Raw genomic sequence first — 22885 nt, 5'->3', positions numbered from 1 at the left:
GCAGGTAGGCGGTTTCGCCTACCTGTCCCGGTATCACCAACCACACACGAAAGATGAGCCATGAAGAAGACTGAACCCATGCTGCATCGACCCGTCAAGGGTGATTGCGAGTTGTACCTTCCCTACCACCCCGACAACCGACGCGACATCAAGCGCGCTATCGGTCCCCGTAGTGATCTGACCTTTGACAAGGTCCGTAAGACGTGGCGATTCAAGCGGACACACTTCCAGGAAGCCCGCGCGATGATCGCTCACGACTACCCCGAAGCCACGGTCATTGTCGACGTCTCCGTACGCGGCAAGTGCGATATCCGGTGCGTGCAGGCACGCGGCGACGAATGCGCGTGCGAATGCGGTGGCGACAACCACGGCGGGTTGCGTAACTCGAATTGGACACAGGTCGGGGAAACGACGCTGGTCGAGAACGGCGAGAAGACACGGCGTCGGACCTACAAGGTCGGGTACGCGGTGTGAAGCACACGCATTTAGCAGATAAGGTTTGCTACAAATGCGTTCGCATAGCGCACAGTCGTTCCCGCTGCGCCATGTAGGCACACCAAACCTCAAGCTTAGTTGCGGTTGCTGCGTGTAGCCTCCCGAATTCCACTATGCGGAATTCTGGTCTAACAACCCCTGGTAGTTGAGCAGGGTCAACCCCCGGGGGTTCTTCGAGCCCGCTACCCCAACACCAGCAGCATGGGTCTAGCGTTCATCTTCTTCCTCCGGACACAGCAGCAGGGGACCACAGCCACCCGCTGCGGTCCCCTGCTTCTTTCACTCACCCGCTACCGCTCCCGGTGCCTGTCCTTCCTGCGGGGAAGGGGAGGCACGTACCCAGCACGGGACTCGATCACCGCGTCCACCAGCAAGTCAATCCGGTCGCGCTGGACGTACTTCCAGGATCCGTCCGGGTGCTGCCATCCCCACGTCCAACCGTCCTTGAGACCGATGGAGACGTTCCCCAGGTACGCGGGACCGACCAGCGCGCGGTCTACGTCCACCCCGTAGCACCAGGGGAACCGCCTCCACTCGATCGTGAAGGCAAGCCCCCGCTGTGACAGGAAGGCGTCTCGCGCTTCGGTGAAGGGGTTCGGCTTGGTCCTGATCTTGCTGGTGTTCGGAATCGTTCGATCGCTCATGTGACCAGCGTCGGGACTCCCACCCCCTAAAGGAAGTCTCCCTGAACTATCCGGCAGGATACTGTTCCCGCTAACGTTCTCGCTGACATCATCGCTTGCATGGCTGAACTTTCTTCAGAGCTGAAGCGGCTTCGTGACCTGTCCGGTAAGACTCAGCATGAAGTCGCGTCCCCGTTGGGGTTCGTTCCTTCGTCCGTGGCGAACTGGGAAGCGGGACGGACAACCCCGACACTCGACACCGTTCGTCAGCTTGACGAGTTGTACGGTGCGCGGGGTTCTCTCGTTGCGATATGGAAGGAACACAAGACTTCCAACGGTCTTCCCCCGTGGCTTCGGTCTGACAGCGAACTCTTGAAGCGCGCGGTTTCAGCCGAGATCGTGACTCCTGTGCTGGTTCCGGGGGTTTTGCAGTCTCCTGCTTATGCTCGGTTCGCGATTGCTGAGGGTCGCCCTAACGATCCCCTGAACATCGTTGATGATCTCGTGAAGGTTCGACTGTCCTTGCTGAATGATTCCATCAGGGTGTCCGCAATCTTCCCCGACTCTGCTTTGCGGTGCGCTCCCAAAGCGGTGCGCGTCGAACAAGCGCGTCACCTTCTGGACTTGAGTGACGCGGGACGCGCGCGGGTTCACCTGGTTCCCGGGGTGTTGGTCGGGGTGACTTCCCCGTTCCAGGTGTACCGACTCAAAGACGGTACGGAGGTGGCTACCAGCGATCACGTGCGGGGTACCGTGATGTTCAGTGAACCCCCGGACATGACGCGGTTCCGGGATCTCGCACGGTCCGCGTTGGGGTATGCGCGTCCGCTGGAAGACTCCCTGCGTGTCTTGAAGGAAGCTGCTGAAGATGCTTAGTGATGACTGGAAGAAGTCCCCGTACTCCGTGAACGGTGGCGAGTGTGTAGAGGCGCGGGTGTCCTCTCCGGGGAGCGCGGACGTTCGCGACACTGTCCACCCTGACCACGGACACCTGACGTTCCCCGCTAGCGAGTGGCGCGCTCTGCTTGCTGCTGAGAGCCGCTGACACAACCGCAGACGTACCGAGAGACCCCCAGCGTGATTACGTCGGGGGTCTCTTGCTGTCTGCTGTCAGCGTCGCTCTGAGAGCGCGAGTCCTGCGTTCACCTGACACCCGATCGGGTGTTGCCAGAGCCTTCGGAGCGTGCTACAACCAAGGCGTAACTTATCGAGAATAGAGGGCTTCCACCGGGCGGGCAACGCGGACCAACGGGACGTCATCCCAGGTCAGGCGAAACCGTGGCCAAGCACCATCCCGACGCATAGCATGCCGATATGGCCAACACACCAGACCGCGTCCGCGTCCGGCTCTCCGAGATCTCACCCCGCGCCTACGAGCACCCCGCCGACCGCGGCGCCCTGGTGGCGCTGCGCTCGCTGCGCGGGTTCGACGAGGTGTTCAAGCGTCTGTCGGGGCTGTTCAACGAACGAGCCCTGCGACTGATGTTCCTCTCCAGCGCCGTCCGGGTGGGCCCCACCCAGTTCCCGCACGTGCACGACTACGTGCGCGACGCCGCCTACGTCCTGGACCTGGACGAGGTGCCCGAGCTGTACATCCAGATGAACCCCAAGCCGAACGCCATGGCGATCGGCAGCCAGCGGCCGTTCATCGTGATGACCACGGGCCTGTTCGACCTGCTGGACGCCGAGGAGCAGCGCTTCGTCGTCGGCCACGAGGTCGGCCACATCCTCAGCGGCCACGCCGTGTACCGCACCATGCTGCTGGCCCTGATCCGCCTGGCCGCCCGGGTGGCGTGGGTGCCGCTGGGCTTCATCGGCCTCCAGGCCATCGTCGCCGCGCTGGAGGAGTGGTACCGCAAGTCCGAGCTGTCCTGCGACCGCGCCGGGCTCCTCGCCGGCCAGGACCCCGAGGCGGCCAAGCGCGCCCTGATGAAGCTGGCGGGCGGCTCCAGGCTCGTGGAGATGAACCCCGACGCGTTCCTGGAGCAGGCCCGCGACTACGAGTCCGGGGGCGACGCCCGCGACAGCCTGCTCAAGATGGTCAGCCTGATGGGCCAGACCCACCCGTTCGCGGTGGTGCGCCTGGCCGAGCTGCACCGGTGGATCGAGGGCGGCTCCTACCAGCGCGTCATCAACGGCGACTACCCGCGCCGCTCCTCCGACCGCGACGCGAAGGTCGGCGAGGAGGCGCGCAGGGCCGCCAACTCCTACAAGGAGGCGTGGGAGCGCTCGGGCGACCCGCTGCTGGGCACCCTGCGCGACGTCGCGGGCAGCGCGGCCAGCGCGGGCGGCAGGATCTTCGACACCGTCGCGGACCGGTGGCGGGGCGGCTCCTCCCGTAGCGGCGGCCAGGGGTCCAACGGCTCCTCCTGACCCCGCGCCGCGGGGATCAGCGCCGTTCGGACAGATGGTCGCGGACCTGCCGCCAGGCGGCGTGGGCGGGATCGATGACCGCGAAGTGGTCGGCTCCGGCCACCTCGCGGTAGTCCACGCCGTCCCCGGCCGCGCGTGCGGCGGCCACGTAGTCGCGGCTGTGCTCCACGGGGACGCGCTGGTCGGCGTCGCCGTGCACGACCAGTTGGGGCAGGCCGAGCGGCACGCGCAGCACCGGTGAACTCTCGGAGTACAGCCCTTCGCAGGGGTCCGGGCCGAGGAACGGCCCGACCGCCCCCTCCCCGAGGCCCGCCCGGGCGCAGCGCTCCAGGTCGGTGATGGGGGCCAGGGCCACCACGGCGGTCACGGGCGTTCCCACGTCGAGCGCGTTGAGCAGGGCCAGATGCCCGCCCGCGGAATGCCCGACGGAGACCACCCGGGACAGGTCGTGGCGCCCGGGCTCGCGGGCGGCCGCCCCGGCGAGGAACTCCAGGGCCCGGCCGACGTCGTCCAGGGTCTGCGGCCAGCCCCCGCCGTCACCGCCGGTGCGCCGGTACTCCACGTTCCACACCGTCCATCCGGCGGCGGCCAGGTCCCGGGCCAGCGGGTCCATGAGGCCGGCGCCGAACCCGTCGCGCCACCAGCCGCCGTGCAGCAGCACCGCGACGGGCGAGGGCCCGCCCGCGCCGCCCTCCGGGTCCCACAGGTGCACGGTCTGGCTGGGGTGGTCGCCGTAGGCCACGGTGGTCGGCACGTGTTCCTCCTCGTCCTCGGACTCGATACCCGCGGACCGTAACAGGTCGCCCCCGCCACGGTCCCCGGCGAGCCGTCCGGACGCCGGCGGCGGGTCTGCGTGCGAGGGCCCCGCGGACGCACGACGGCGCCGGTGACCCTGGGCCGCCGGCGCCGTGGACGATCGATCGCGCCTTGTACGAGTCCGGCCGGGCCTAGAAGGCGGGGCCGGCGGCCATGGCGTCGTCGATGGTCTCGGAGCGGGCCTGCTCGACCTCCTCCGCGAGGTCGTTCTCGTGGGCCTCGAACTCCTCGACCACGGTGGCGGAGAAGCTGCGCAGGGCGATCTCCTCGGTGAGGATGTCGCCGCGGACGCGGTTGTTGTCACCGACCTGGGCGGTCGGGGTGTTGCCGGAGGTGGACAGGTCGCCGCCGACGATGTTGTTGTCGACGTAGACGCCGCCGCTGACACCGGTGATGCTCAGGTCGCCGTCGACGTAGTTGACGGAGGAGCAGAAGCCCTCCTTCTCGCCGGCGCCGACCGCGACCGGTCCGGAACCGCCGGTGTAGGTCGCCGCGCCGATGACCTCGCTGTCGCAGAGGATGCCGCCGCTGTTCGGGGCGGTGACGGACAGGTCGCCGCGCACCACGGAGTCGTAGATGTCGGCGTACTCGACGCCGTCGGCCTTGAACACGCCGTTGACCCGGGAGCCGGAGAGGTAGACGGAGCCGACCTCGGCGTTGACGCTGCGGACGGAGGAGTCGACCATGTAGGCGAAGCCGTCGGTGTTGCCGCCGTCCACCGGGACGGTGCGCAGGGCGGCGCCGGCCGAGCTGCCCTCCATGTAGGTGCCGTAGGAGCCGCGGTTGACCACGCGGTCGCCGACGGAGCTCTCCTGGGCGTCGAAGTAGCCGTCCTTCTGGACGGTCACCCTGCCCTCGATCTCGCCACCGGCGATGTGCAGGTTGGCGCCCTTGCGAACGGTGACGTCGCCCTGGACGACGGTGCCGTCCAGGAAGCAGCTCTTTCCGGCGGGGACCGCGAGGTCCGTGGGCAGGGTGATCGCACCGCCGTGGCCCGAGCAGAGGGTGACGAGGTCCGCCTGGGCGGGGGAGGCCGCCACCGTGACACCGCCGACGGCCAGGGTGGCCGTGGCGAGGAGCGCGACCTTGTTCCGGAGCTTCATACGGGGGAATTCCTTTCGACGTGACCGTGGGGGACGACGCTCCCCATGAGCCCAGGAGCGTCGTGATACACCACAGCGAAAGTACCGACCGGCCTTCGTTTTGGGAATACTCCACAGACGAAGATTCGCTTCTGTCCAGGTTTCCGCCAGGAAAACGTTCCAGGTGCCCACGGGGACATGCGCCCGCCCCCGTCACTCCCCCGCGGCGATCCACGCGTACGGGGGCCGTCCGGTGGCGCGGACGGCCCCTCGGACCCCGCTACCGGAGATGGCCGTCACCGGTGACCACATACTTGGTGGAGGTCATCTCGGTGAGACCCATCGGCCCTCTGGCGTGCAGTTTCTGGGTGGAGATACCAATTTCCGCGCCGAAACCGAATTCGCCTCCGTCGGTGAAACGCGTGGAGGCGTTTACCATGACCGCGGCGGAGTCGACCCTGGAGACGAAGTACCGGGAGGCCTTCAGCGAGTCGGTGACGATCGCCTCGGTGTGCCGCGTGGAGTACCTGCGGATGTGCGCGAGCGCCTCGTCGATGGTGGGCACCACGCGCACGGCCAGGTCCATGGACAGGTACTCGGTCGCCCAGTCCTCCTCGGTGGCCTCGACCACGGTGGCCCCGGTCGGGTGCGCGGAGGCGACCTCCAGCACCCGCGGGTCGCCGTGCACGGTCACGCCGCTTCGGGCCAGCGACTCCAGCACGCGCGGCAGGAACGCCTCGGCCACCGCCTCGTGCACCAGCAGGGTCTCGGCGGAGTTGCACACCGAGCAGCGCTGCGCCTTGGCGTTGGTGGCGATGGCCACGGCCTTGTCGATGTCGGCGCCGGCATCCACGTAGACGTGGCACAGGCCCTCGCCGGTCTCGATGACCGGGACGGTGGAGTCGCGGACCACGGCCTGGATGAGGGAGCCTCCGCCGCGCGGGATGAGCACGTCCACCAGTCCGCGCGCCCGCATGAGGGCGGTGGAGGACTCCCGGGTGCGCCCGGGCACCATCTGGACGGCGTCCACGGGGACACCGGTGCCCTCCAGGGCGTCCCGCAGGACCCCGACGATGGCGGTGTTGGAGGCGTAGGCCGAGGAGGAGCCGCGCAGCAGGGCGGCGTTGCCGCTCTTGAGGCACAGTGCGGCGGCGTCCACGGTGACGTTGGGACGGCCCTCGTAGATGATGCCGATGACACCGAGCGGCACCCGGACCTGGCGCAGGTCCAGGCCGTTGGGCAGCACGGAGCCGCGCACGGACTCGCCCACCGGGTCGGGGAGCTCGACGATCTCGCGGACGGCGTCGGCGATGGCCTCGATCCGCTGCGGGGTGAGGGTGAGCCGGTCGATCATGGCGGGGCCGGTACCGTCCCGGCGTGCCCGCTCCACGTCCTCGGCGTTGGCCGCGGTGATCTCGTCGGCCCGCTTGACCAGGGCGTCGGCGATCGCCAGCAGTGCCGCGTCCTTCACCGCCCGGCTGAGCGGGGCGAGGTCGGCCGCGGCGTCCCTGGCGCGCCCCGCCACCGCGTGGACCTCGCGCTCGATGTCGCTCATGGTGTTCTCTCTCGATTGGGAGGCCATCCCGGCGTACCCGCCCTGCGGCGTCGGAGGGCGTCAGGGGCACACCGGGGTGAACACCTCCAGCGTATAGCGCCGCGCCGTCGGCGACACGGTCGTCCACAGGCCGAGCGCCCGGGGTTTCCGACCGACGCGGGAACACGGGGGGCGTGGCCGAGGGGCGCGCGGGAGCGAACGCGCGGAGGCGTCCGCGGACCACTGGTACTCAACGCCAGCCGTAGCGCGAGCGCAGGACCGCCGCGACTCCCCAGAACAGGTCCTCGTCGATGACGGCGGCCTCGCGGCGGATGCCGTCCTCGTCGAACTCGAAGAGCCGGTCCACCCGCACGTAGGAGTCGCGCTGCTCCCGGTCCCAGGGGCCCGAGCCGATCGGCAGCCAGTCCTGGCTCTCCCGGTCGTCGGGGCGCCGCGAGGACAGCATCAGGCCGTGCAGGCGCCCGTCGCGGCGGCCGACCACCAGCAGCGGGCGGTCCTTGCCCTGCCCCGGGTCCTCCTCGTAGGGCACCCACGTCCACACGATCTCGCCCGCGTCGGCGAGGCCGTCGCGCTCGGGCGCGTAGACGAGCGTGGTCGCGTTGCGTGCGGTGGGGATCTCGCGGACCTCGCCGCGCTGGGGGTGGTCGCCGCCTCGGCGCATCGTTTCGCTCACGCGGGCATCCTAGACCGTGGCCGCGGGAACACCGCCCGCTCCCGGGGGTCGGCGGGTCCGCCTCAGCGCACCGCGAGCAGGGCCTCCAGCGCGCGGACGCAGTGGGCGACCTCCTCCTCCAGGGCGCGGGGCCGCTCCCCCTCCGGGGCGGCCGACCAGCGCAGCGCCCTGTCCTCCACGTAGGCGATCCATCCGTGTGCGACGGGCAGTGCGCCCCCGTCCAGGCCCAGGACCGCCAGGACCCGCTCGGCCATGGCCAGGCGCAGGTCCTCCACGTGCTCCCCGCCCAGGCCCACCGCCCCGCTGCCGAAGACCAGCGCCAGGTACGACCCGCGCCGCCGGTCGACCTGCCCGTAGTAGCGGGCCACGAACTGCGCGACCGCCTCCTTCGGCGCGAGCCCCCCGTCGGGGGCGGTGTTGCGCACGACCCGCCGCCCGGCGGCGGCCACGACGGCGTCGTGGAAGGCGGTCTTGTTCGGGAAGTAGTGGAACAGCAGCCCCCGGGAGATGCCCGCCTCCCTGGCCACCTCGTCGATGGGCAGCTCCTGGATGGGCTTTTCCACCAGCATCCGCAGCCCGATCCCGACCAGCTGGCGCCTGCGTTCGTCCTGGGTCATCCGCGTGCGTCGCGGCGCTCGGTCGCTCACACTATTGAGCATTGCTCAACAAGGACGTAGTGTCAACGGACACGGACGTCGCACCTCCTCGCGCGCCGCCGGCCCGGCCCGCGGGAGCGCCGGACGCACCGGCGGGCCCCGGGCGGACCGGAGCGGCCGGAGCCGGGGACGGCACGAGAGACAGCACGGAGAAGCACATGAGCAAGGGAACGATCCTCATCACCGGTGCCAGCGCCGGCCTCGGGGCCGAGATGGCGCGCCAGTTCGCGGCTCTCGGCTACGACCTGGGACTGTGCGCGCGGCGCACCGAGAAGATGGAGGCCCTGCGCGAGGAGATCACCGCCGCCCACCCCGACCGCCGGGTGGAGCTGCGGGCGCTGGACGTGACCGACGACGAGGCCGTGTTCGAGGTCTTCGGGGACCTGGCCGGGACCTTCGGCACCGTGGACCGGGTGATCGTCAACGCCGGACTCGGCAAGGGCGCCGCCCTGGGCAAGGGGCGCCACGACGCCAACCGCCAGACCGCGATGACCAACTTCGTGGGCGCCCTGGCCCAGTCCGAGGCGGCCATGGAGATCTTCCGGGCCCAGGGGCACGGCCACCTGGTGATGATCTCGTCGATGTCGGCGCTGCGCGGCATGCGCAAGGCCATGACCGTCTACGCCGCCACCAAGGCCGGCGTGGCCGCCATCGCCGAGGGCCTGCGCTCGGAACGGGTGCCCGGCCTGGACGTGTCCGTGATCTACCCGGGCTACATCCGCTCGGAGATGAACGAGCACGTGCAGCAGAGGACCAGGTTCATGGTGGACACGCGGACCGGTGTGCGCTCGATGGTCGCCGCGATCGAGAAGCGCAGGGTGAAGGCGTACGTGCCCGCCTGGCCGTGGGCACCGATCGGCTTCGCGATGAAGCGGCTCCCCCTGTCGGCGGTCAGGAGACTGGCGTAGGGGGCCGGACGCCTCGGCGCACGCGCTCAGAGCTCCTGGACGGTGCCGATGATCCGCGCCCGCGCCCTGCTTCCCTCGGGGACCGGGACCAGCGGGTAGACGTGGAAGGCGCCCTCCTCCTCGTGCAGCTCCACCGTGCCCCCGGCCTCGGCGATCATCGCGTGCAGGCGCCGGGTGTCGGGGAGGAACACGTCGTGGGTGCCGATGTAGAGGTCCACGGGCGGCAGGTCCGAGAGCACGCCGTTGATGGGGCTGAGCCGGGGGTCCGCCAGGCGGTCCCCACCCGCCCAGACCCTGGCGGCCTCCTTCAGCCCGACCGGGCTGAGCCAGGGGTCGTCCCCCTCCACCTTGACGATGTCGGGATTGGACATGGTCAGGTCCGCCCACGGGGAGACCAGGATCAGCCGCGCGGGCCGGGGCAGTCCCGCCCCGTGCAGTGTCTGCGCCAGGGCGAGCGCCAGCCCGGCCCCCGCCGAGTCGCCGGCGAAGACGGTCCGTTCGGCCTCGACGTGCTCCAGGAGCTCCCGGTACACGGCCTGGAGGAACCCGAAGGCCTCCCGGTAGGTGTGCTGCGGCGCCAGCCCGTAGAGGGGCACCTCCACCCGGCAGCCCGTGTCCGCCATCCGGGAGATCAGCACCCAGTGCCACGGCGAGATCTCGCTGATGTAGCTGCCCCCGTGCACGTACAGCACGGCCTTGTCCGGTCGGCCCGGCCTGTTCGGCCGTCCCTCCCGGGGCAGGACCGTGTAGCTGTCGAAGCCCCCCACCGCGCGCCGGGTGATCCCGTGCCGCTTGGCGACCCACGCCGGGGGCGCGGGGTCGTCCTTGGGCTCGCCGATGCGCTGACGCGCGCCCTCCACCGTCTCCATCGGCCGCTTGCGCGCCACGCGGAACGCCAACGACAGCACACGTGCCACCAGACTCGGCATGGGTGTCACCCTCTTCCTCGGAAGGTCCTGTGGTGGACCCTTCCACAAGTGCACGACAGTGCGGCGGAAAGGCCCCTCCGGACGGGAGGTCCGGACGGGCCGGGGGTGGCGGGCCCGCGGCGCCCGGCCCCTCAGCAGGACTCGCGGAGGTGGCCCTCCTCGCCGGAGGTGAGCAGGTCGCGGTCGCGCAGGATGGTGCGGGGCGGCGTGCCCGGAGCCCCGCAGACCCGCGCGAGGGCGGTGCCGAGCGTGTCCGGGTACTCCACCACGAGGACGCCGTCACCGTAGACGCCGGTGTAGGCACCGCACTCGTCGAAGGCCACGCACTCCTCGGCCACGGCGAAGTCGAAGCCCGCCTCCTCCCGTGCCCGGCCGGCGGCCTCGGCGGCGTTCTTCTGGGCCGCGGCCATCCCCCGGCCGTGGGCGTCGGCGACCAGCTCGGCGGCCAGCGCCAGGTTGTCGTCGGCGGTCAGCGCCCCGTCCGAGCGGGTGAAGGAGTCCAGGTTGTCGAACTCCACGGCGTGGAAGCCCCGCTCGTCGCAGGTCCGGACCGTCCCTCCCACGAGGTCGGCGATCCGCCCGCGCCGACCGGCCGTGGAGGTGTCCAGCAGGTACTCGTCCGGCCAGTCCGGGTCGGCGACCGGTTCGCCGTCGGCGCTTCGGAGCACCAGGTCGGGATGCTCCTCCAGCCACCGCTCCCGGTCCTGGGGCTGGGTCTGGAATGCGTTGACGTAGCAGACCGAGTACAGGCCGGGCTCGGGCCGCCCGGTGGAGTCGCGGACCACCGTGGCCACTCCGGCGGCCGGGGTGTACGCGCCACCGAGCTGGTAGTCGAACGGGCCCTCGGGCGGGGGCTCCGGGGCCGGGGCGGCGGCCGTGGACGCACATCCCGCGCACAGGAGGGCCGCGAGGGCCACCGCGGCGGAGCGCGCTCCCGGGGCCCCGCCCGGCCGTCGGCCGCCCGCGGCGCCCGCGGCGACCGGGGCGGCCGGGGCGGCCGGGGCGGCCGGGGCGGCCGGGGCGGCCGGGGCGGCCGGGGCGGCCGGGGCGGCCCGGAACCGCCCTCTAGAGCACAACGAGGTCGTCCCTGTGCACGAGCTCACGCTCGTAGGAGGGACCCATCTCCCGGGCCAGCCACCGGGTGGACCGCCCCATCAGGTCGGGCACCTCGCCCGCGTCGTAGTTGACCAGTCCGCGCGCGACCACGCCGCCCTGCTCGTCGCACAGGTCCACCGGGTCGCCCGCGCTGAAGTCGCCGGTCACCCTCACCACGCCGGCGGGCAGCAGGGACGCCTTCTCCCGCACCACCGCCGCGACCGCGCCGGGGTCCAGGACCAGGCTGCCCCGCCCGGCGGTGGCGTGCGCCAGCCACAGCTGGCGGGCGGAGGGGCGCCGGCCGCCGCCCGGGGAGAACAGGGTGCCCACGCGGTCGCCCTCCAGGGCGGCGCGGGCGTTGGCGGCGGAGGTCAGCACGGTGTACACCCCCGCCTCGGTGGCGATCCGCGCGGACGCCACCTTCGTGACCATCCCGCCGGTGCCCACGCCCCGCCTTCCCGTACTGCCGATGTCGATCCCGTCCAGGTCGGCCGGGCCGCGCACCAGGCCGACCACCGACGATCCCGGCGCCGAGGGGTCGCCGTCGTACAGGGCGTCCACGTCCGACAGCAGCACCAGCGCGTCGGCGCGCAACAGGTGCGCCACCAGGGCCGCCAGCCGGTCGTTGTCGCCGAACCGCAGTTCGTCGGTGGCCACGGTGTCGTTCTCGTTGACGATCGGCACGGCGCCGATGTCCAGCAGGCGGCGCAGCGTGCGCTGGGCGTTGCGGTGCTGCACACGGCGCATCATGTCCTCCGCCGTGAGCAGCACCTGCGCGGCGTTGAGGCCGTGCCCGGTCAGCTCGGCCGTGTACGCGGCCAGCAGCAGCCCCTGCCCCACGCTCGCGGCGGCCTGCTGGGAGGCCAGGTCGCGGGGGCGGCGGGCCATCCCGAGCGGGGTCATCCCGGCCGCGACCGCACCGGAGGAGACCAGGACCACCTCCTGGCCGGCGGCACGGCGATCCGCCAGTACCCGGACCAGGTCGCGGATGCGGCCGGAGTCGATCCGGCCCTCGGGGGTGGTCAGCGACGACGACCCCACCTTCACCACGACCCGGCCCGCGGCGGCCACCGCCGCACGGCCCTCGGCCTCCAGGGAGTCGGTCTGTTCCAGTCCTGTGCTGTGCACCGTGAGGGGCTTTCCATCCAGTGGCGCGGTGCCCGGCACCGCGCGCGTGCCTGTTCGGCCGGGCCGTCGGTCCCCGCGCGGATCAGCCCAGCCGGGCGTCGGTTCCGCGCGGGCCGGACGGGACGACCTCGGCGTCCGTGGAGGTGTCCCAGTCGAAGACCACGGAGTCCTCCTCGGTGCCGATGCGCACCTCGGCGCCCTCGGTGGCGCCGGCCTTGGCCAGCTCCTCCTCGATACCGAGGCGGTTGAGGCGCTCGGCGAGGTAGCCCACGGCCTCGTCGTTGGAGAAGTCGGTCTGGCGCACCCACCGGGCGGGCTTGTCGCCGCGCACCTGGAAGGTGTTGTCGCCCAGCGGCACCACCTCGAAGGGGATGTCGCCGATCATCTGGGGCCGGATCACGATCCGGGTGGGCTCGGCCGCGGGCATGGCCTCACGGGCCGCCCCGACCTGCTCGGCCAGGGCGAAGGACAGCTCGCGCAGGCCCTCGCGGGAGGCCGCGGAGACCTCCATGACCTGGTAGCCGCGCTCGGTCAGCATCGGGGTGACCATGTCGGCCAGCTCGCGCGCCTCGGGGACGTCGACCTTGTTCAGGGCGACCAGGCGCGGCCGGTCGGACAGGTCCACGCCGGCGCGCTCACCGTAGGCGGACAGCTCCGCCTCCAGGGCCTCCAGGTCGCTGACCGGGTCGCGGCCCTGCTCGTAGGTGGCGCAGTCCAGCACGTGCAGGAGGGTGGAGCAGCGCTCGATGTGGCGCAGGAACTCCAGGCCCAGGCCCCTGCCGTCGCTGGCGCCGGGGATGAGTCCGGGCACGTCGGCGATGACGTACTGGACGTTGCCCGCCTCCACCACTCCCAGGTTGGGCACGAGGGTGGTGAACGGGTAGTCGGCGATCTTGGGGCGGGCCGCGGACATCGCGGCGATCAGGGACGACTTGCCCGCACTGGGGAAACCCACCAGGCCGACGTCGGCGATGGTCTTCATCTCCAGGCGCACGTCGAAGCCCTCGCCCTCCTCGCCCTTGAGAGCGAAGCCGGGCGCCTTGCGCTTCTTGGAGGCCAGCGCGGCGTTGCCCAGGCCGCCGTTGCCGCCCCGGGCGAGTACCAGGCGGGTGCCGTGGCCGACCAGGTCGGCGATGACCTCGCCGTCCAGGCGGGTGACCACGGTGCCGTCGGGCACCGCGAGGACGAGGTCCTCGCCGTTGGCCCCGGCGCGGTGGCCGCCCTGGCCGGGCGTGCCGTTGCGGGCGGTGCGGTGCGGGCGGCGCTGGTAGTCCAGCAGGGTCGCGGTCTGGGTGTCGACCTCCAGGACCACGTCACCGCCCCGGCCGCCGTTGCCGCCGTCCGGGCCGCCCAGCGGCTTGAACTTCTCACGGTGCACGGAGGCACAGCCATGCCCGCCGTTCCCGGCCTTGACGTGCAAGACCGCCTCGTCGACGAAGTCAGGCATAACTCTCCCCGTTACTCTCCGGCCCCGCTGCGGGGCCTGGACGAACACGTGTGTCACCCAGTGACAACGCGAGAGGCGGGCCAGTGTTCCCTGGCCCGCCTCACCTTCACAACGTCCGCGCGTGGCCCTACTCGGCGGCGGCGGGAACGATGTTCACGGCCTTGCGGCCGCGAAAGCTGCCGAACTTGACCTGGCCGGGAACCAGCGCGAACAGGGTGTCGTCACCACCGCGGCCGACGTTGGCGCCGGGGTGGAACTTGGTGCCGCGCTGACGGATCAGGATCTCGCCGGCCGAGACGGTCTGACCACCGAAGCGCTTGACGCCGAGGCGCTTGGCGTTCGAGTCACGACCGTTACGGCTGGACGAAGCGCCCTTCTTGTGTGCCATTTCTCCAGGCCTCCTACTTCGCCGCGATGCCGGTGACGCGCACCTGGGTGTGCTTCTGGCGGTGCCCCTGGCGCTTCTTGTAACCGGTCTTGTTCTTGTACTTCAAGATGTTGATCTTGGGACCCTTGGTCTCACCGAGGACCTCGGCGGTGACCGAGTAGCCGCTCAGCTTGTCCGCGTCGCTGATGACGTTGCCGTCCTCCACGACGAGGATGGGCTGCCACGTGATGGTGGCGCCGGTCTCCTCGGAGACCTTGTCGATGTTCAGGACGTCATCGACAGACACCTTCTCCTGTCGGCCGCCCGCTCGCACGATCGCGTACACCGGGTAACTCTCTTCCTGCTCGCTCAACGAATAATGCTCGGGACCATCCCCGAGACGTGAGGTCCGGGGTCCGGGTCCGGCGGTGCCTGTGCCCAGGCCAGCCGGGAGGTCCATCCCCGTGTGGGCGGGGAGGAGCCTCGTTCCACGATCCACTGATCGCCTGTAGCGGGGCGCGGGGATCCGAGGGAAACAAACCCTGCGTGGAGAGCACTTCGGTGTCGGGGCGCGCGATGTGGTGGAGCGCGCCGACGCACCGTCCCTCAGATTACCACTGGCCCGCCACGGGCCTGCACACGTGCCGTGGTCCGGACCGGATCCGTGCCCGGTCCGGACCGCGGCGGGGCTGCCGCCCCTCGGCTCAGCCCGCGTCCACGGCGGTCGGCGGGGTGGCCGCCGCCTTGGTGGTACGCCGGGTGCGGCGCCGCTTGGGCCGCTCGGCGGCCTCGTCGTCGCCCTCGGCCGGGGCGGGCGTCTCCGCGACGGCGTCCGCGCCACCGCCGTCCGTCGCGTCGGATCCGCCGCTGTCGGCGGCCGCCGCGCGGGAGGACCGGCGGGTGGTGGTGCGCCGGCTGCGGGTCTTCTTGGCCGGGGCCTCGGCGGCCTCCTCGGCGGCCTCGGCCTTCGGGGCCTCAGCGGCCTCGGCGGCCTTCTCCTCGGAGGCCTCGGGGGCCTCCACCGGAGCGGCCTCGTCCGCGGTCGCGGTGATCTCCTCCTGCTCCCGCGCGGCGGTCTCGGCCGCCTTGCGGGAGCGGGAGGCCCGCTTGCGGGTCTTCTTGGCGGGCTCGGCGTCGGCCTTGGCCTCAGCGGCCGGGGCCTCCTCCGCCTGCTCCGGCTCCGTCGCGGCGTCGGCCTGCTCGGGCCGGTCCGCGAACTCCTCCACCTTGTCCGCCTTGTCCGCCTTGGCGTCCTTGTCGGGCTCGCCCTTGCCCTTCTTCTTCTTGCGGCCGCCGCCGTTGCCGCCGTTGCCGCCGCCCTTGCCCTCGGCCGGGTCGGCGGTCAGCACCAGGCCGCGCCCGTTGCAGTGCTCGCAGCTGTGCGAGAACGCCTCCAGCAGGCCCTGGCCGACCCGCTTGCGGGTCATCTGGACCAGGCCCAGCGAGGTGACCTCGGCCACCTGGTGCTTGGTGCGGTCGCGCGAGAGGCACTCCAGCATGCGGCGCAGCACCAGGTCGCGGTTGGACTCCAGCACCATGTCGATGAAGTCGATGACGATGATGCCGCCGATGTCGCGCAACCGGAGCTGGCGGACGATCTCCTCCGCCGCCTCCAGGTTGTTCTTGGTGACCGTCTCCTCCAGGTTGCCGCCCTGGCCGGTGAACTTGCCGGTGTTGACGTCGACCACGGTCATGGCCTCGGTGCGGTCGATGACCAGCGAGCCGCCGCTGGGCAGCCAGACCTTGCGCTCCAGGGCCTTGTTGATCTGCTCGTCGATCCGGTAGGCGGCGAAGACGTCGCGGTCCTCGGTCCAGTGCGAGAGGCGCTCGGCGAGGTTGGGCGCCACGTAGTCCACGTACTCGTGGACGGTGGTCCAGGCCTCGTCACCGGCCACGACCAGGCTGGAGAAGTCCTCGTTGAACACGTCGCGCACGACCCGCACCGTCAGGTCCGGCTCGCTGTTGAGCAGCGCCGGGGCGTTCGCCGACTTCGACTTGCGCTTGATGGAGTCCCACTGCTTGGCCAGGCGCGTGATGTCGCGCTCCAGCTCCTCCTCGCTGGCGCCCTCGGCGGCCGTGCGGACGATGACGCCGGCGCCGGAGGGCATGACCTTCTTGAGGATCTGCTTGAGGCGGGCGCGCTCCTTGTCGGGGAGCTTGCGGCTGATGCCGGTCATCGAACCGCCGGGCACGTACACCAGGTAGCGGCCGGGCAGGCTGATCTGACTGGTCAGGCGGGCGCCCTTGTGGCCGACCGGGTCCTTGGTGACCTGCACCAGGACCGACTGGCCGGACTTGAGCACCGACTCGATGCGCTTGGGCTGGCCGTCCAGGCCGAAGGAGTCCCAGTTGACCTCGCCCGCGTACAGGACGGCGTTGCGGCCCTTGCCGATGTCGACGAAGGCGGCCTCCATCGACGGCAGCACGTTCTGCACCCGGCCCAGGTACACGTTGCCCACGTAGGAGCGGTGCGTGGCCCGGTCGACGTAGTGCTCGACGAGGATGTCGTCCTCGAGGACGGCGATCTGGGTGCGGTCACCGGTCCGGCGGATCACCAGGTCGCGCTTGACCGCCTCCCGGCGGGCCAGGAACTCCGACTCGGTGACGATCGGGGGCCTGCGGCGGCCCTGCTCGCGGCCCTCACGGCGGCGCTGCTTCTTGGCCTCCAGCCGGGTGGAGCCACGCACCGCCTGGACCTCGTCCTCGATGGGCTTCTCCTGGCGCGGCTCGCGCACCCGGACCACGGTGTTGGGCGGGTCGTCCCCGGTGGTCTCGGCTCCCGTGCCCGCGCTGGCGCGGCGGCGACGGCGGCGGCGGCGACGGCTGCCGCGCTCGGACTCCTCGCCGGAGTCCTCGCCCTGGTCGGCCGCCTGGCCGACGTCCTCGCCGGAGCCGGCGTCCTTCTTGGACTCCTTCTGCTCCGTCCTCCTCTCGGCGGCGGGCTCGGTGTCGTCCTCGCCCTCGTCCGCACGGGACCGGCCGCGTCCGCGGCCACCGCGGCGGCGGCGACGGCGGCTGGGGCGCTCCTCGCCCTCCTCGCCTCTGTCCTCGGCGCCGGTGGACTCGGCCGCCTCCTCCTCGGGTTCCTCGTCCTCGGCGACGGCGTCGGCGGCCCGGACGGTCACGGGTGCGGCGCTGGCCACCGGGGGCTGGAAGAGCATGGCCGGCGACTGGAAGACGTTCTCACCGGCGGACCTCTCGTCCTCCCGCTCGGCGGCCTCGGCCCCCTCGTCCCCGGAGTCCTTGGTCCCACCGTCCCTGCCGGTCCCGGCAGCCTCGGCGGAGCGGGTGCGCGAACGGCCGCGGGAGCGGGTGCGGGTGGCGGAGGCGTCGTCCTCCTCGACCGGGGCGGCGGCCTCCTCGGCCGCGGAGCCCGCGGCCGCCGTGGCGGTCGCCTTCTCCGCGGCACGGGTGCGGCCGCGCCGCGGAGCCGCCGCCGTCTCCTCCTCGGGACGGCCCGCCGCGCGCACGGTGCGCCTGCGCGGGGTGGAGGCGGTCACCGCGGTCTTGACCGTTCCCCCCTCTCCGGAGCCGGCGAGCGAGGTGACCGGCATCGAGGGAGGCGTGAAGACGTCGTCCGGTTCGGGGGGTGGTCCGGCGGCGCGGCGGACGCCCTTGGCGGGCGCGGGTGTGGTCACGCGCACCTCGCCGCCCCCCGCGGGGGGCGTCGCCGCCATGTCGTTGTTCGTTTCAGTTGTGCCCTCGGCGCCTTCGGCGCCGTTGTCGGGCTCGTTGTCGAGCATCCGGGCGGTCTCCCGTCAGAGTTCTCGGGCTCGGCGCGACCTGTCGGTCGGCGGCTCGGCTCGCGAGAACTGTCGTCGCTGTGTCAGCGCCGACGGCACCGGGGCGCCGTCGGGGCAAAGTCCTGTGGTGTCGCCCATGTTCCCCGTCTTGGGGCCGCGCATCAGTGCGGTCCCGGCATGGGCGTCGACGGCCGTGGTGCGGTGTCGCGCCGCTCGTCCGCGTTGTCGTTCGCGGGTCCGGGGCTCGTGTGAGCTTCGGGACGGTCCTGGGTGAGCGGGTCCGCGATCGCACCTGTCGTCTCGTCCAGCGGTCCCTGCGCCAGCCGGGTCATCATCGGTGATGACGGCGGCGCGAGGTCGGCCACGTGGCGAAGACCGGTCAGCACGTCGTCTGGTCGGACAGCAGGTGTCGTGTGCCGTACAACCATCCGAAGTATGGCATATGTCGTGTGATGTTCCTCTGGGGCGCGCCCGTGGGAGTCAGTGCACACGTCGATACGGACCACTGCGGGCCGCGTGTCGAAGCGGCGACGACCCTTCTTCGTCATCCGCTCCACCTCGACACTGTCGGCGGCCATGTAGGCGGCCACCGCCCTGGTGGCGTCGCCGGGGTCGACGCCCTCCATCTCCACCCGCCATTCGGAGGCCTGGAGCCGGTCGGCGAGCCCGGGTTGTCGGGCCTCGACGACCTCGACGACATCGATGCCGGAGGGCATCGCCGCGTCGATGTCGGCTCGGACCCGTTCGGGCGGGCACGGCTCGGCCAGGGTGAGTTCAAGGTACTCCGCCTCGCTGGCGACCCCGGTGGGGGCCGCACCGGTGTAGGAGACCTTGGGGTGAGGTGAGAAGCCGGCGGAGAAAGCCACGGGTACGGAGGCCCTGCGCAGGGCGCGCTCCAGAGCCCGGGCGATGTCGCGGTGGCTGGCGAACCTCATGCGACCGCGCTTGGCGTAGCGGACGCGAAGCCGTTGTCCGGGTTTGGCGGTGGAGGGTGAGGTGGTGCCCTCGGATGCGGGGGGCAGCTCAACTCCTTTCCTCATGCCCCCTGGTGTGGCCGGCGGGGCGGCCTGAAGGGGCTGTTCCTCGTCCTGTTCAGCGTACGGTGCGCGATGGTGCACATGCGCCAACAGGACTACGCATACCGGTATCTCCCCCACTGACCTGCGATCGAAAAGTCCCGAAGCAGTCAGAGCGGGAACCGAATCGGCGTTCACCACCAGAACATGGGGGCCTCCGAAAAAAATCCGAAGAAAATCCGCGCCTGATGGCAACCCCCCGAGTGACCCGCGAGTCCTACTACACGTACGGCCCGGCGCGAGCGGGGCGCCGGGCCGTACGCCTTCCTCCCGGGCCACTCCCCCAAGGGGCGAGTTCGACGCCCGGAGCGCGACATCCCACTCCACGCCCCTCACGGCGCCCGCGAGCCGGTCCCGGCCCCGGCGGAGCACGTCCGGTTCAGGTCCGCGAACGCGGCCCGGCCAGGACCACGGCCGCGGTGCGCCGCCGGACGGCCACTCCCGCCGGTGCGGTGGCCGCGAAGGTTCGCCGGGGCGGTCCCGTCCGGCGTTGATCTTGTACCTAGAGCGAGGTTCGGCGCCCAGACTCGCTGTAAGTACAAGATCAACGGGCGTGGAACCTCCTGCTCCACACCCGCGGCGGTGACGGCCAGTCCACCGGCCAGAACGCGGCCCCGGGCGCGGGAGGGCGCTCCCGCGCCCGGGGCGGACCCGGTCTACACCACGGTCAGCGGCAGCATCGGGCGGCCCTCCGCGGGGGCGTTGATCTGGATCTCGGTGCCCATGCTCGGGCACACGCCGCAGTCGTAGCAGGGGTTCCACCGGCAGTCGTCGACCTCAAGCGACTCCTCGCCGTGCAGCGAGTCCTGCCAGTCCTGCCACAGCCACGACCGGTCGAGCCCGGCGTCCAGGTGGTCCCAGGGCAGGACCTCCTCCTCGTCGCGCTCGCGGGTGGTGAACCAGTCCACGTCCACCGGGAGGTCGGCCAGGGCCCTCTCCGCGGCCTCCATCCACCGGTCGTAGGAGAAGTGCTCGCTCCAGCCGTCGAACCTGCCGCCGGCGCGCCACACCTCCTCGACCACCCGGCCGACACGGCGGTCGCCCCGGGAGAGCAGGCCCTCGATGATGGAGGGGCGCCCCTCGTGGTAGCGCAGGCCGATCGACTTGCCGTACCTGCGGTCGCCCCGCAGCCGGTCGCGCAGCTTGCGCAGCCGGGCGTCGACGTCCTCGTGCGAGGTCTGACCCGCCCACTGGAACGGGGTCTGCGGCTTGGGCACGAACCCGCCGATGGACACCGTGCACCGGATGTCCTTGCGCCCGGTCACCTCGCGGCCGGTCCGGATCACCTCGGTGGCCAGGTCGGCGATGGCCAGGACGTCCTCGTCCTCCTCGGTCGGCAGGCCGCACATGAAGTACAGCTTCACCTGCCGCCACCCGGCCGCGTAGGCGGCGGTGACGGTGCGGATGAGGTCCTCCTCGGTGACCATCTTGTTGATCACCCGGCGCATCCGCTCACTGCCGCCCTCGGGGGCGAACGTCAGACCGGAGCGGCGCCCGTTGCGGGTCAGCTCGTTGGCCAGGTCGATGTTGAACGCGTCCACCCGGGTGGAGGGCAGCGACAGGCCGGTGTTGGTGCCCTCGTAGCGGTCGGCGAGCCCCTTGGCGATCTGGTCGATCTCGCTGTGGTCGGCGCTGGACAGCGACAGCAGCCCCACCTCCTGGAAACCGGAGGCCTTCACGCCGTCCTCGACCATCTTCGTGACGGTCTCCTTGTTGCGCTCGCGCACCGGGCGGGTGATCATCCCCGCCTGGCAGAACCGGCAGCCGCGCGTGCAGCCCCGGAAGATCTCCACGCTGTAGCGCTCGTGCACGGACTCGGCGGTCGGCACGATCGGCTTCTTGGGGTAGGGCCACTGGTCGAGGTCCATCACGGTGTGCTTTTGCACCGTGCCGGGCACCCCGGGCCGGTTGGGCGTGTAGGAGGCGATCCGCCCGTCGGGGTGGTACTCCACGTCGAAGAAGCGCGGCACGTACACCCCGCCGGTCGCGGCCAGGCGCAGCAGCAGCCCGTCGCGCCCGCCCGGCTCGCCCTCCTCCTTGAACTCGCGGATGATCTCGGTGATGGCGAGGGTGATCTCCTCGCCGTCGCCGAGCACCACCGCGTCCAGGAAGTCGGCGATCGGCTCGGGGTTGAACGCCGAGTGCCCGCCCGCCAGCACGACCGGGTGCTCGGCGGTGCGGTCGGTCGCATGCATCGGGATACCGGCCAGGTCCAGCGCGGTGAGCATGTTGGTGTAGCCCATCTCGCTGGCGAAGCTCAGTCCGAGCACGTCGAACGCGGCCACCGGCCGGTGGGCGTCCACGGTGAAGTGCGGCACGCCGTGCTCGCGCATCAGCTTCTCCAGGTCCGGCCACACCGCGTAGGTGCGCTCGGCCAGTACGCCCTCGCGCTCGTTGAGGACCTCGTACAGGATCTGCACTCCCTGGTTGGGCACGCCGACCTCGTAGGCGTCCGGGTACATCAGCGCCCAGCGCACCTGGGTGTCGTCCCAGTCCTTGACCACGGAGTTGAGCTCGCCACCGACGTACTGGATGGGCTTGCCCACCTGTGTCAGCAGGGGTTCCAGTCGCGGGAAGAGGCTTTCGACGGACATGGTGTGGGCCTTCGTTCGGCGGACTTCGTGTCGGAATGTGCGTGGACCCCCGCCGTGGCGGGAGCCGTCACCGGGGCACGTGGAGCACGGCCGCCCGGATGCCCCCAGGCTACCGGCGCGCCCGGCCCCGACCGTGTTCCCCCGAGCCCCCGCTAGGCGAAGCCCCGGTTCCGGGAGTTGACCCCCAGCACCAGCCCCAGGGCGAGCATGCTCGCCACGGACGCGGTACCGCCGTAGGACACGAACGGCAGCGGGAGGCCCGTCACCGGCACGACCCCGAGGCACATCCCGATGTTGATGAGGGCCTGAAACCCGAACCAGGCGGCCACACCCACGCACAGCAAACGCGGATAGGGCTTCTCGCACCCCTGGGCGGTCCGCAGGAGCCGCCACAGGACCAGCCCGAACAGGCCGATGACCAGCACCGCGCCCGTGAACCCCAGTTCCTCGCCCGCCACCGTGAAGATGAAGTCGGTGTGCTGCTCGGGGACGAACCGCCCGTGCGTCTGCTCGCCCTGGAACAGCCCGGTCCCGTTGAACCCGCCCGACCCCACCGCGATCAGCGCCTGGTTGGAGTTGTAGCCCGCGCCCTGCGGGTCGGCCGTCGGGTTCATCAGGGTCGAGATGCGGTCCACCTGGTAGGGCTCCAGCATGTCGAACCACCACACGCAGAACGCCCCGGCCGCGCCGCACGCCAGCATGCCCACCACCCACATGACCGGGGCGCCCGAGAGCGTGAGCATCCCCAGGAAGATCGCGCCGAGCACCAGCGTGGTGCCCAGGTCCGGCTGGGACATCACCAGCGCCAGCGGCACCGCCAGTGCCAGCAGGCAGAACAGCACGTCCCGCGTCATCGGCCGGGCCTCGCCGTCGCGCGGCTCGCCCAGCAGGGTGGCCAGCATCAGGACCAGCCCGACCTTGGCCAGCTCACTGGGCTGGAACTGGAACCCGCCGATCACGATCCAGCCGCGCGACCCGTTGATCACCTCGCCGAGCGGGGTGAGCACCAGGGCCAGCAGGACCACCGTGACCAGGTAGGCGATGGGCGCGTACGCGCGGACCGTCCGGTGGTCCACCGAGGCGACCGCCAGGCACAGTACCCATGCCACCACCAGGTGGAACAGGTGGCGGCGCAGGTGTTCGGTGGACTCCAACGGGTCGCTTCCGTCGCCCGGAATCGTCGACGACCACACCAGCAGCGAGCCGATGACGCACAGGAGCGCCGCGGACACGGCCAGCGTCCAGTCCAGTCGGCGGGCGAGGCCCGCCGCGCTGCGTCCGAGCTCGGCTCTTCGCGTTCGGGGCGCCCCCAGGTACGTGCTCAT

21 protein-coding genes are annotated in these 22885 nt (G+C 71.3%); 5 read left to right on the top strand and 16 right to left on the bottom strand.

Annotated elements, in window-relative coordinates; genetic code table 11:
* Nucleotides 1–60 precede the first annotated feature (60 nt).
* Nucleotides 61–474, top strand: a complete 414-nt coding sequence (locus A6A08_RS27685) for a hypothetical protein (RefSeq protein WP_143181798.1) — start codon at nucleotides 61–63, stop codon at nucleotides 472–474.
* 311 nt (nucleotides 475–785) lie between these two features.
* Here A6A08_RS27685 and A6A08_RS17230 read toward each other — a convergent pair whose 3' ends face one another.
* Nucleotides 786–1139 (bottom strand): hypothetical protein, encoded by a 354-nt coding sequence (locus A6A08_RS17230; RefSeq protein ID WP_073703643.1) that lies wholly within the window; start codon nucleotides 1137–1139, stop codon nucleotides 786–788.
* Nucleotides 1140–1238: 99 nt separating this feature from the next.
* Between A6A08_RS17230 and A6A08_RS17225 the strand changes: the two genes are divergently transcribed.
* The 3 genes from A6A08_RS17225 (at nucleotide 1239) to A6A08_RS17215 (ending at nucleotide 3491) form a co-directional block, all read left to right on the top strand.
* Complete coding sequence (locus A6A08_RS17225; RefSeq protein ID WP_073703642.1) at nucleotides 1239–1994, top strand: helix-turn-helix transcriptional regulator; 756 nt, start codon at nucleotides 1239–1241, stop codon at nucleotides 1992–1994.
* A complete protein-coding gene (locus A6A08_RS17220; RefSeq protein ID WP_073703641.1) occupies nucleotides 1987–2163 on the top strand; it encodes a DUF397 domain-containing protein in 177 nt (58 codons plus the stop codon). Before A6A08_RS17225 ends, A6A08_RS17220 begins: the two co-directional genes overlap by 8 nt.
* 269 nt (nucleotides 2164–2432) lie before the next feature.
* On the top strand, nucleotides 2433–3491 hold the full coding sequence (locus tag A6A08_RS17215) for a M48 family metallopeptidase (RefSeq protein ID WP_073703640.1): 1059 nt from the start codon (nucleotides 2433–2435) through the stop codon (nucleotides 3489–3491).
* Between the two features lie 16 nt (nucleotides 3492–3507).
* On the opposite strand, the gene A6A08_RS17210 is transcribed toward A6A08_RS17215, so the two are convergent.
* The 5 genes from A6A08_RS17210 to A6A08_RS17190 form a co-directional block, all read right to left on the bottom strand.
* Nucleotides 3508–4245, bottom strand: a complete 738-nt coding sequence (locus A6A08_RS17210) for a S9 family peptidase (protein WP_073703639.1) — start codon at nucleotides 4243–4245, stop codon at nucleotides 3508–3510.
* A gap of 193 nt (nucleotides 4246–4438) precedes the next feature.
* Nucleotides 4439–5410 carry a hypothetical protein gene (locus tag A6A08_RS17205; protein WP_073703638.1) on the bottom strand — a complete coding sequence of 324 codons (972 nt, stop codon included), beginning with the start codon at nucleotides 5408–5410 and terminating at the stop codon, nucleotides 4439–4441.
* A 259-nt stretch (nucleotides 5411–5669) separates the two neighbouring features.
* Entirely contained in the window at nucleotides 5670–6944 is a 1275-nt protein-coding gene (locus tag A6A08_RS17200) for a glutamate-5-semialdehyde dehydrogenase (protein ID WP_073703637.1), read from the bottom strand.
* 229 nt (nucleotides 6945–7173) lie between these two features.
* On the bottom strand, nucleotides 7174–7617 hold the full coding sequence (locus tag A6A08_RS17195) for a type II toxin-antitoxin system PemK/MazF family toxin (RefSeq protein ID WP_083609162.1): 444 nt from the start codon (nucleotides 7615–7617) through the stop codon (nucleotides 7174–7176).
* A gap of 62 nt (nucleotides 7618–7679) precedes the next feature.
* The gene (locus A6A08_RS17190; protein WP_242422705.1) at nucleotides 7680–8264 is read right to left on the bottom strand and encodes a TetR/AcrR family transcriptional regulator; all 585 of its coding nucleotides are present in this window, start codon (nucleotides 8262–8264) and stop codon (nucleotides 7680–7682) included.
* 167 nt (nucleotides 8265–8431) lie between these two features.
* Between A6A08_RS17190 and A6A08_RS17185 the strand changes: the two genes are divergently transcribed.
* Complete coding sequence (locus A6A08_RS17185) at nucleotides 8432–9181, top strand: SDR family oxidoreductase (RefSeq protein WP_073703634.1); 750 nt, start codon at nucleotides 8432–8434, stop codon at nucleotides 9179–9181.
* A 26-nt stretch (nucleotides 9182–9207) separates the two neighbouring features.
* Here A6A08_RS17185 and A6A08_RS17180 read toward each other — a convergent pair whose 3' ends face one another.
* The 10 genes from A6A08_RS17180 to rodA form a co-directional block, all read right to left on the bottom strand.
* Complete coding sequence (locus A6A08_RS17180; protein WP_073703633.1) at nucleotides 9208–10110, bottom strand: alpha/beta hydrolase fold domain-containing protein; 903 nt, start codon at nucleotides 10108–10110, stop codon at nucleotides 9208–9210.
* A gap of 131 nt (nucleotides 10111–10241) precedes the next feature.
* On the bottom strand, nucleotides 10242–11027 hold the full coding sequence (locus A6A08_RS17175; RefSeq protein WP_073703632.1) for an endo alpha-1,4 polygalactosaminidase: 786 nt from the start codon (nucleotides 11025–11027) through the stop codon (nucleotides 10242–10244).
* A gap of 148 nt (nucleotides 11028–11175) precedes the next feature.
* Nucleotides 11176–12333 carry a glutamate 5-kinase gene (proB, locus tag A6A08_RS17170; protein WP_073703631.1) on the bottom strand — a complete coding sequence of 386 codons (1158 nt, stop codon included), beginning with the start codon at nucleotides 12331–12333 and terminating at the stop codon, nucleotides 11176–11178.
* An 82-nt stretch (nucleotides 12334–12415) separates the two neighbouring features.
* Nucleotides 12416–13780 carry a GTPase ObgE gene (obgE, locus tag A6A08_RS17165; RefSeq protein ID WP_073703630.1) on the bottom strand — a complete coding sequence of 455 codons (1365 nt, stop codon included), beginning with the start codon at nucleotides 13778–13780 and terminating at the stop codon, nucleotides 12416–12418.
* A 127-nt stretch (nucleotides 13781–13907) separates the two neighbouring features.
* Nucleotides 13908–14168: a 50S ribosomal protein L27 gene (gene rpmA, locus A6A08_RS17160; RefSeq protein ID WP_073703629.1), complete on the bottom strand. Its 261-nt coding sequence runs from the start codon at nucleotides 14166–14168 to the stop codon at nucleotides 13908–13910.
* 13 nt (nucleotides 14169–14181) lie between these two features.
* The gene (gene rplU / locus A6A08_RS17155) at nucleotides 14182–14493 is read right to left on the bottom strand and encodes a 50S ribosomal protein L21 (RefSeq protein WP_073703628.1); all 312 of its coding nucleotides are present in this window, start codon (nucleotides 14491–14493) and stop codon (nucleotides 14182–14184) included.
* A gap of 358 nt (nucleotides 14494–14851) precedes the next feature.
* On the bottom strand, nucleotides 14852–17890 hold the full coding sequence (locus A6A08_RS17150; RefSeq protein ID WP_073703627.1) for an Rne/Rng family ribonuclease: 3039 nt from the start codon (nucleotides 17888–17890) through the stop codon (nucleotides 14852–14854).
* Between the two features lie 161 nt (nucleotides 17891–18051).
* Complete coding sequence (locus tag A6A08_RS17145) at nucleotides 18052–18825, bottom strand: TIGR03936 family radical SAM-associated protein (RefSeq protein WP_242422720.1); 774 nt, start codon at nucleotides 18823–18825, stop codon at nucleotides 18052–18054.
* A 797-nt stretch (nucleotides 18826–19622) separates the two neighbouring features.
* Nucleotides 19623–21560: a TIGR03960 family B12-binding radical SAM protein gene (locus A6A08_RS17140; RefSeq protein WP_073703625.1), complete on the bottom strand. Its 1938-nt coding sequence runs from the start codon at nucleotides 21558–21560 to the stop codon at nucleotides 19623–19625.
* A gap of 152 nt (nucleotides 21561–21712) precedes the next feature.
* A complete protein-coding gene (rodA, locus tag A6A08_RS17135) occupies nucleotides 21713–22885 on the bottom strand; it encodes a rod shape-determining protein RodA (protein WP_073703624.1) in 1173 nt (390 codons plus the stop codon).

The organism is Nocardiopsis sp. TSRI0078 (genome assembly GCF_001905145.1).
GTDB lineage: Bacteria > Actinomycetota > Actinomycetes > Streptosporangiales > Streptosporangiaceae > Nocardiopsis.
The sequence above is the reverse complement of the archived record's forward strand: the minus strand, read 5'-3'. Positions and strand labels throughout refer to the sequence as shown.

Coding starts and splice junctions, on each gene's coding strand:
- obgE (WP_073703630.1), bottom strand. CDS start 13,780: ATGCCTGACTTCGTCGACGAGGCGGTCTTGCACGTCAAGGCCGGGAAC.
- A6A08_RS17145 (WP_242422720.1), bottom strand. CDS start 18,825: ATGAGGTTCGCCAGCCACCGCGACATCGCCCGGGCTCTGGAGCGCGCC.
- A6A08_RS17180 (WP_073703633.1), bottom strand. CDS start 10,110: ATGCCGAGTCTGGTGGCACGTGTGCTGTCGTTGGCGTTCCGCGTGGCG.
- A6A08_RS27685 (WP_143181798.1), top strand. CDS start 61: ATGAAGAAGACTGAACCCATGCTGCATCGACCCGTCAAGGGTGATTGC.
- A6A08_RS17225 (WP_073703642.1), top strand. CDS start 1,239: ATGGCTGAACTTTCTTCAGAGCTGAAGCGGCTTCGTGACCTGTCCGGT.
- rpmA (WP_073703629.1), bottom strand. CDS start 14,168: ATGGCACACAAGAAGGGCGCTTCGTCCAGCCGTAACGGTCGTGACTCG.
- A6A08_RS17230 (WP_073703643.1), bottom strand. CDS start 1,139: ATGAGCGATCGAACGATTCCGAACACCAGCAAGATCAGGACCAAGCCG.
- A6A08_RS17215 (WP_073703640.1), top strand. CDS start 2,433: ATGGCCAACACACCAGACCGCGTCCGCGTCCGGCTCTCCGAGATCTCA.
- A6A08_RS17220 (WP_073703641.1), top strand. CDS start 1,987: ATGCTTAGTGATGACTGGAAGAAGTCCCCGTACTCCGTGAACGGTGGC.
- rodA (WP_073703624.1), bottom strand. CDS start 22,885: ATGAGCACGTACCTGGGGGCGCCCCGAACGCGAAGAGCCGAGCTCGGA.
- A6A08_RS17150 (WP_073703627.1), bottom strand. CDS start 17,890: ATGCTCGACAACGAGCCCGACAACGGCGCCGAAGGCGCCGAGGGCACA.
- A6A08_RS17140 (WP_073703625.1), bottom strand. CDS start 21,560: ATGTCCGTCGAAAGCCTCTTCCCGCGACTGGAACCCCTGCTGACACAG.
- A6A08_RS17205 (WP_073703638.1), bottom strand. CDS start 5,410: ATGAAGCTCCGGAACAAGGTCGCGCTCCTCGCCACGGCCACCCTGGCC.
- A6A08_RS17185 (WP_073703634.1), top strand. CDS start 8,432: ATGAGCAAGGGAACGATCCTCATCACCGGTGCCAGCGCCGGCCTCGGG.
- A6A08_RS17200 (WP_073703637.1), bottom strand. CDS start 6,944: ATGAGCGACATCGAGCGCGAGGTCCACGCGGTGGCGGGGCGCGCCAGG.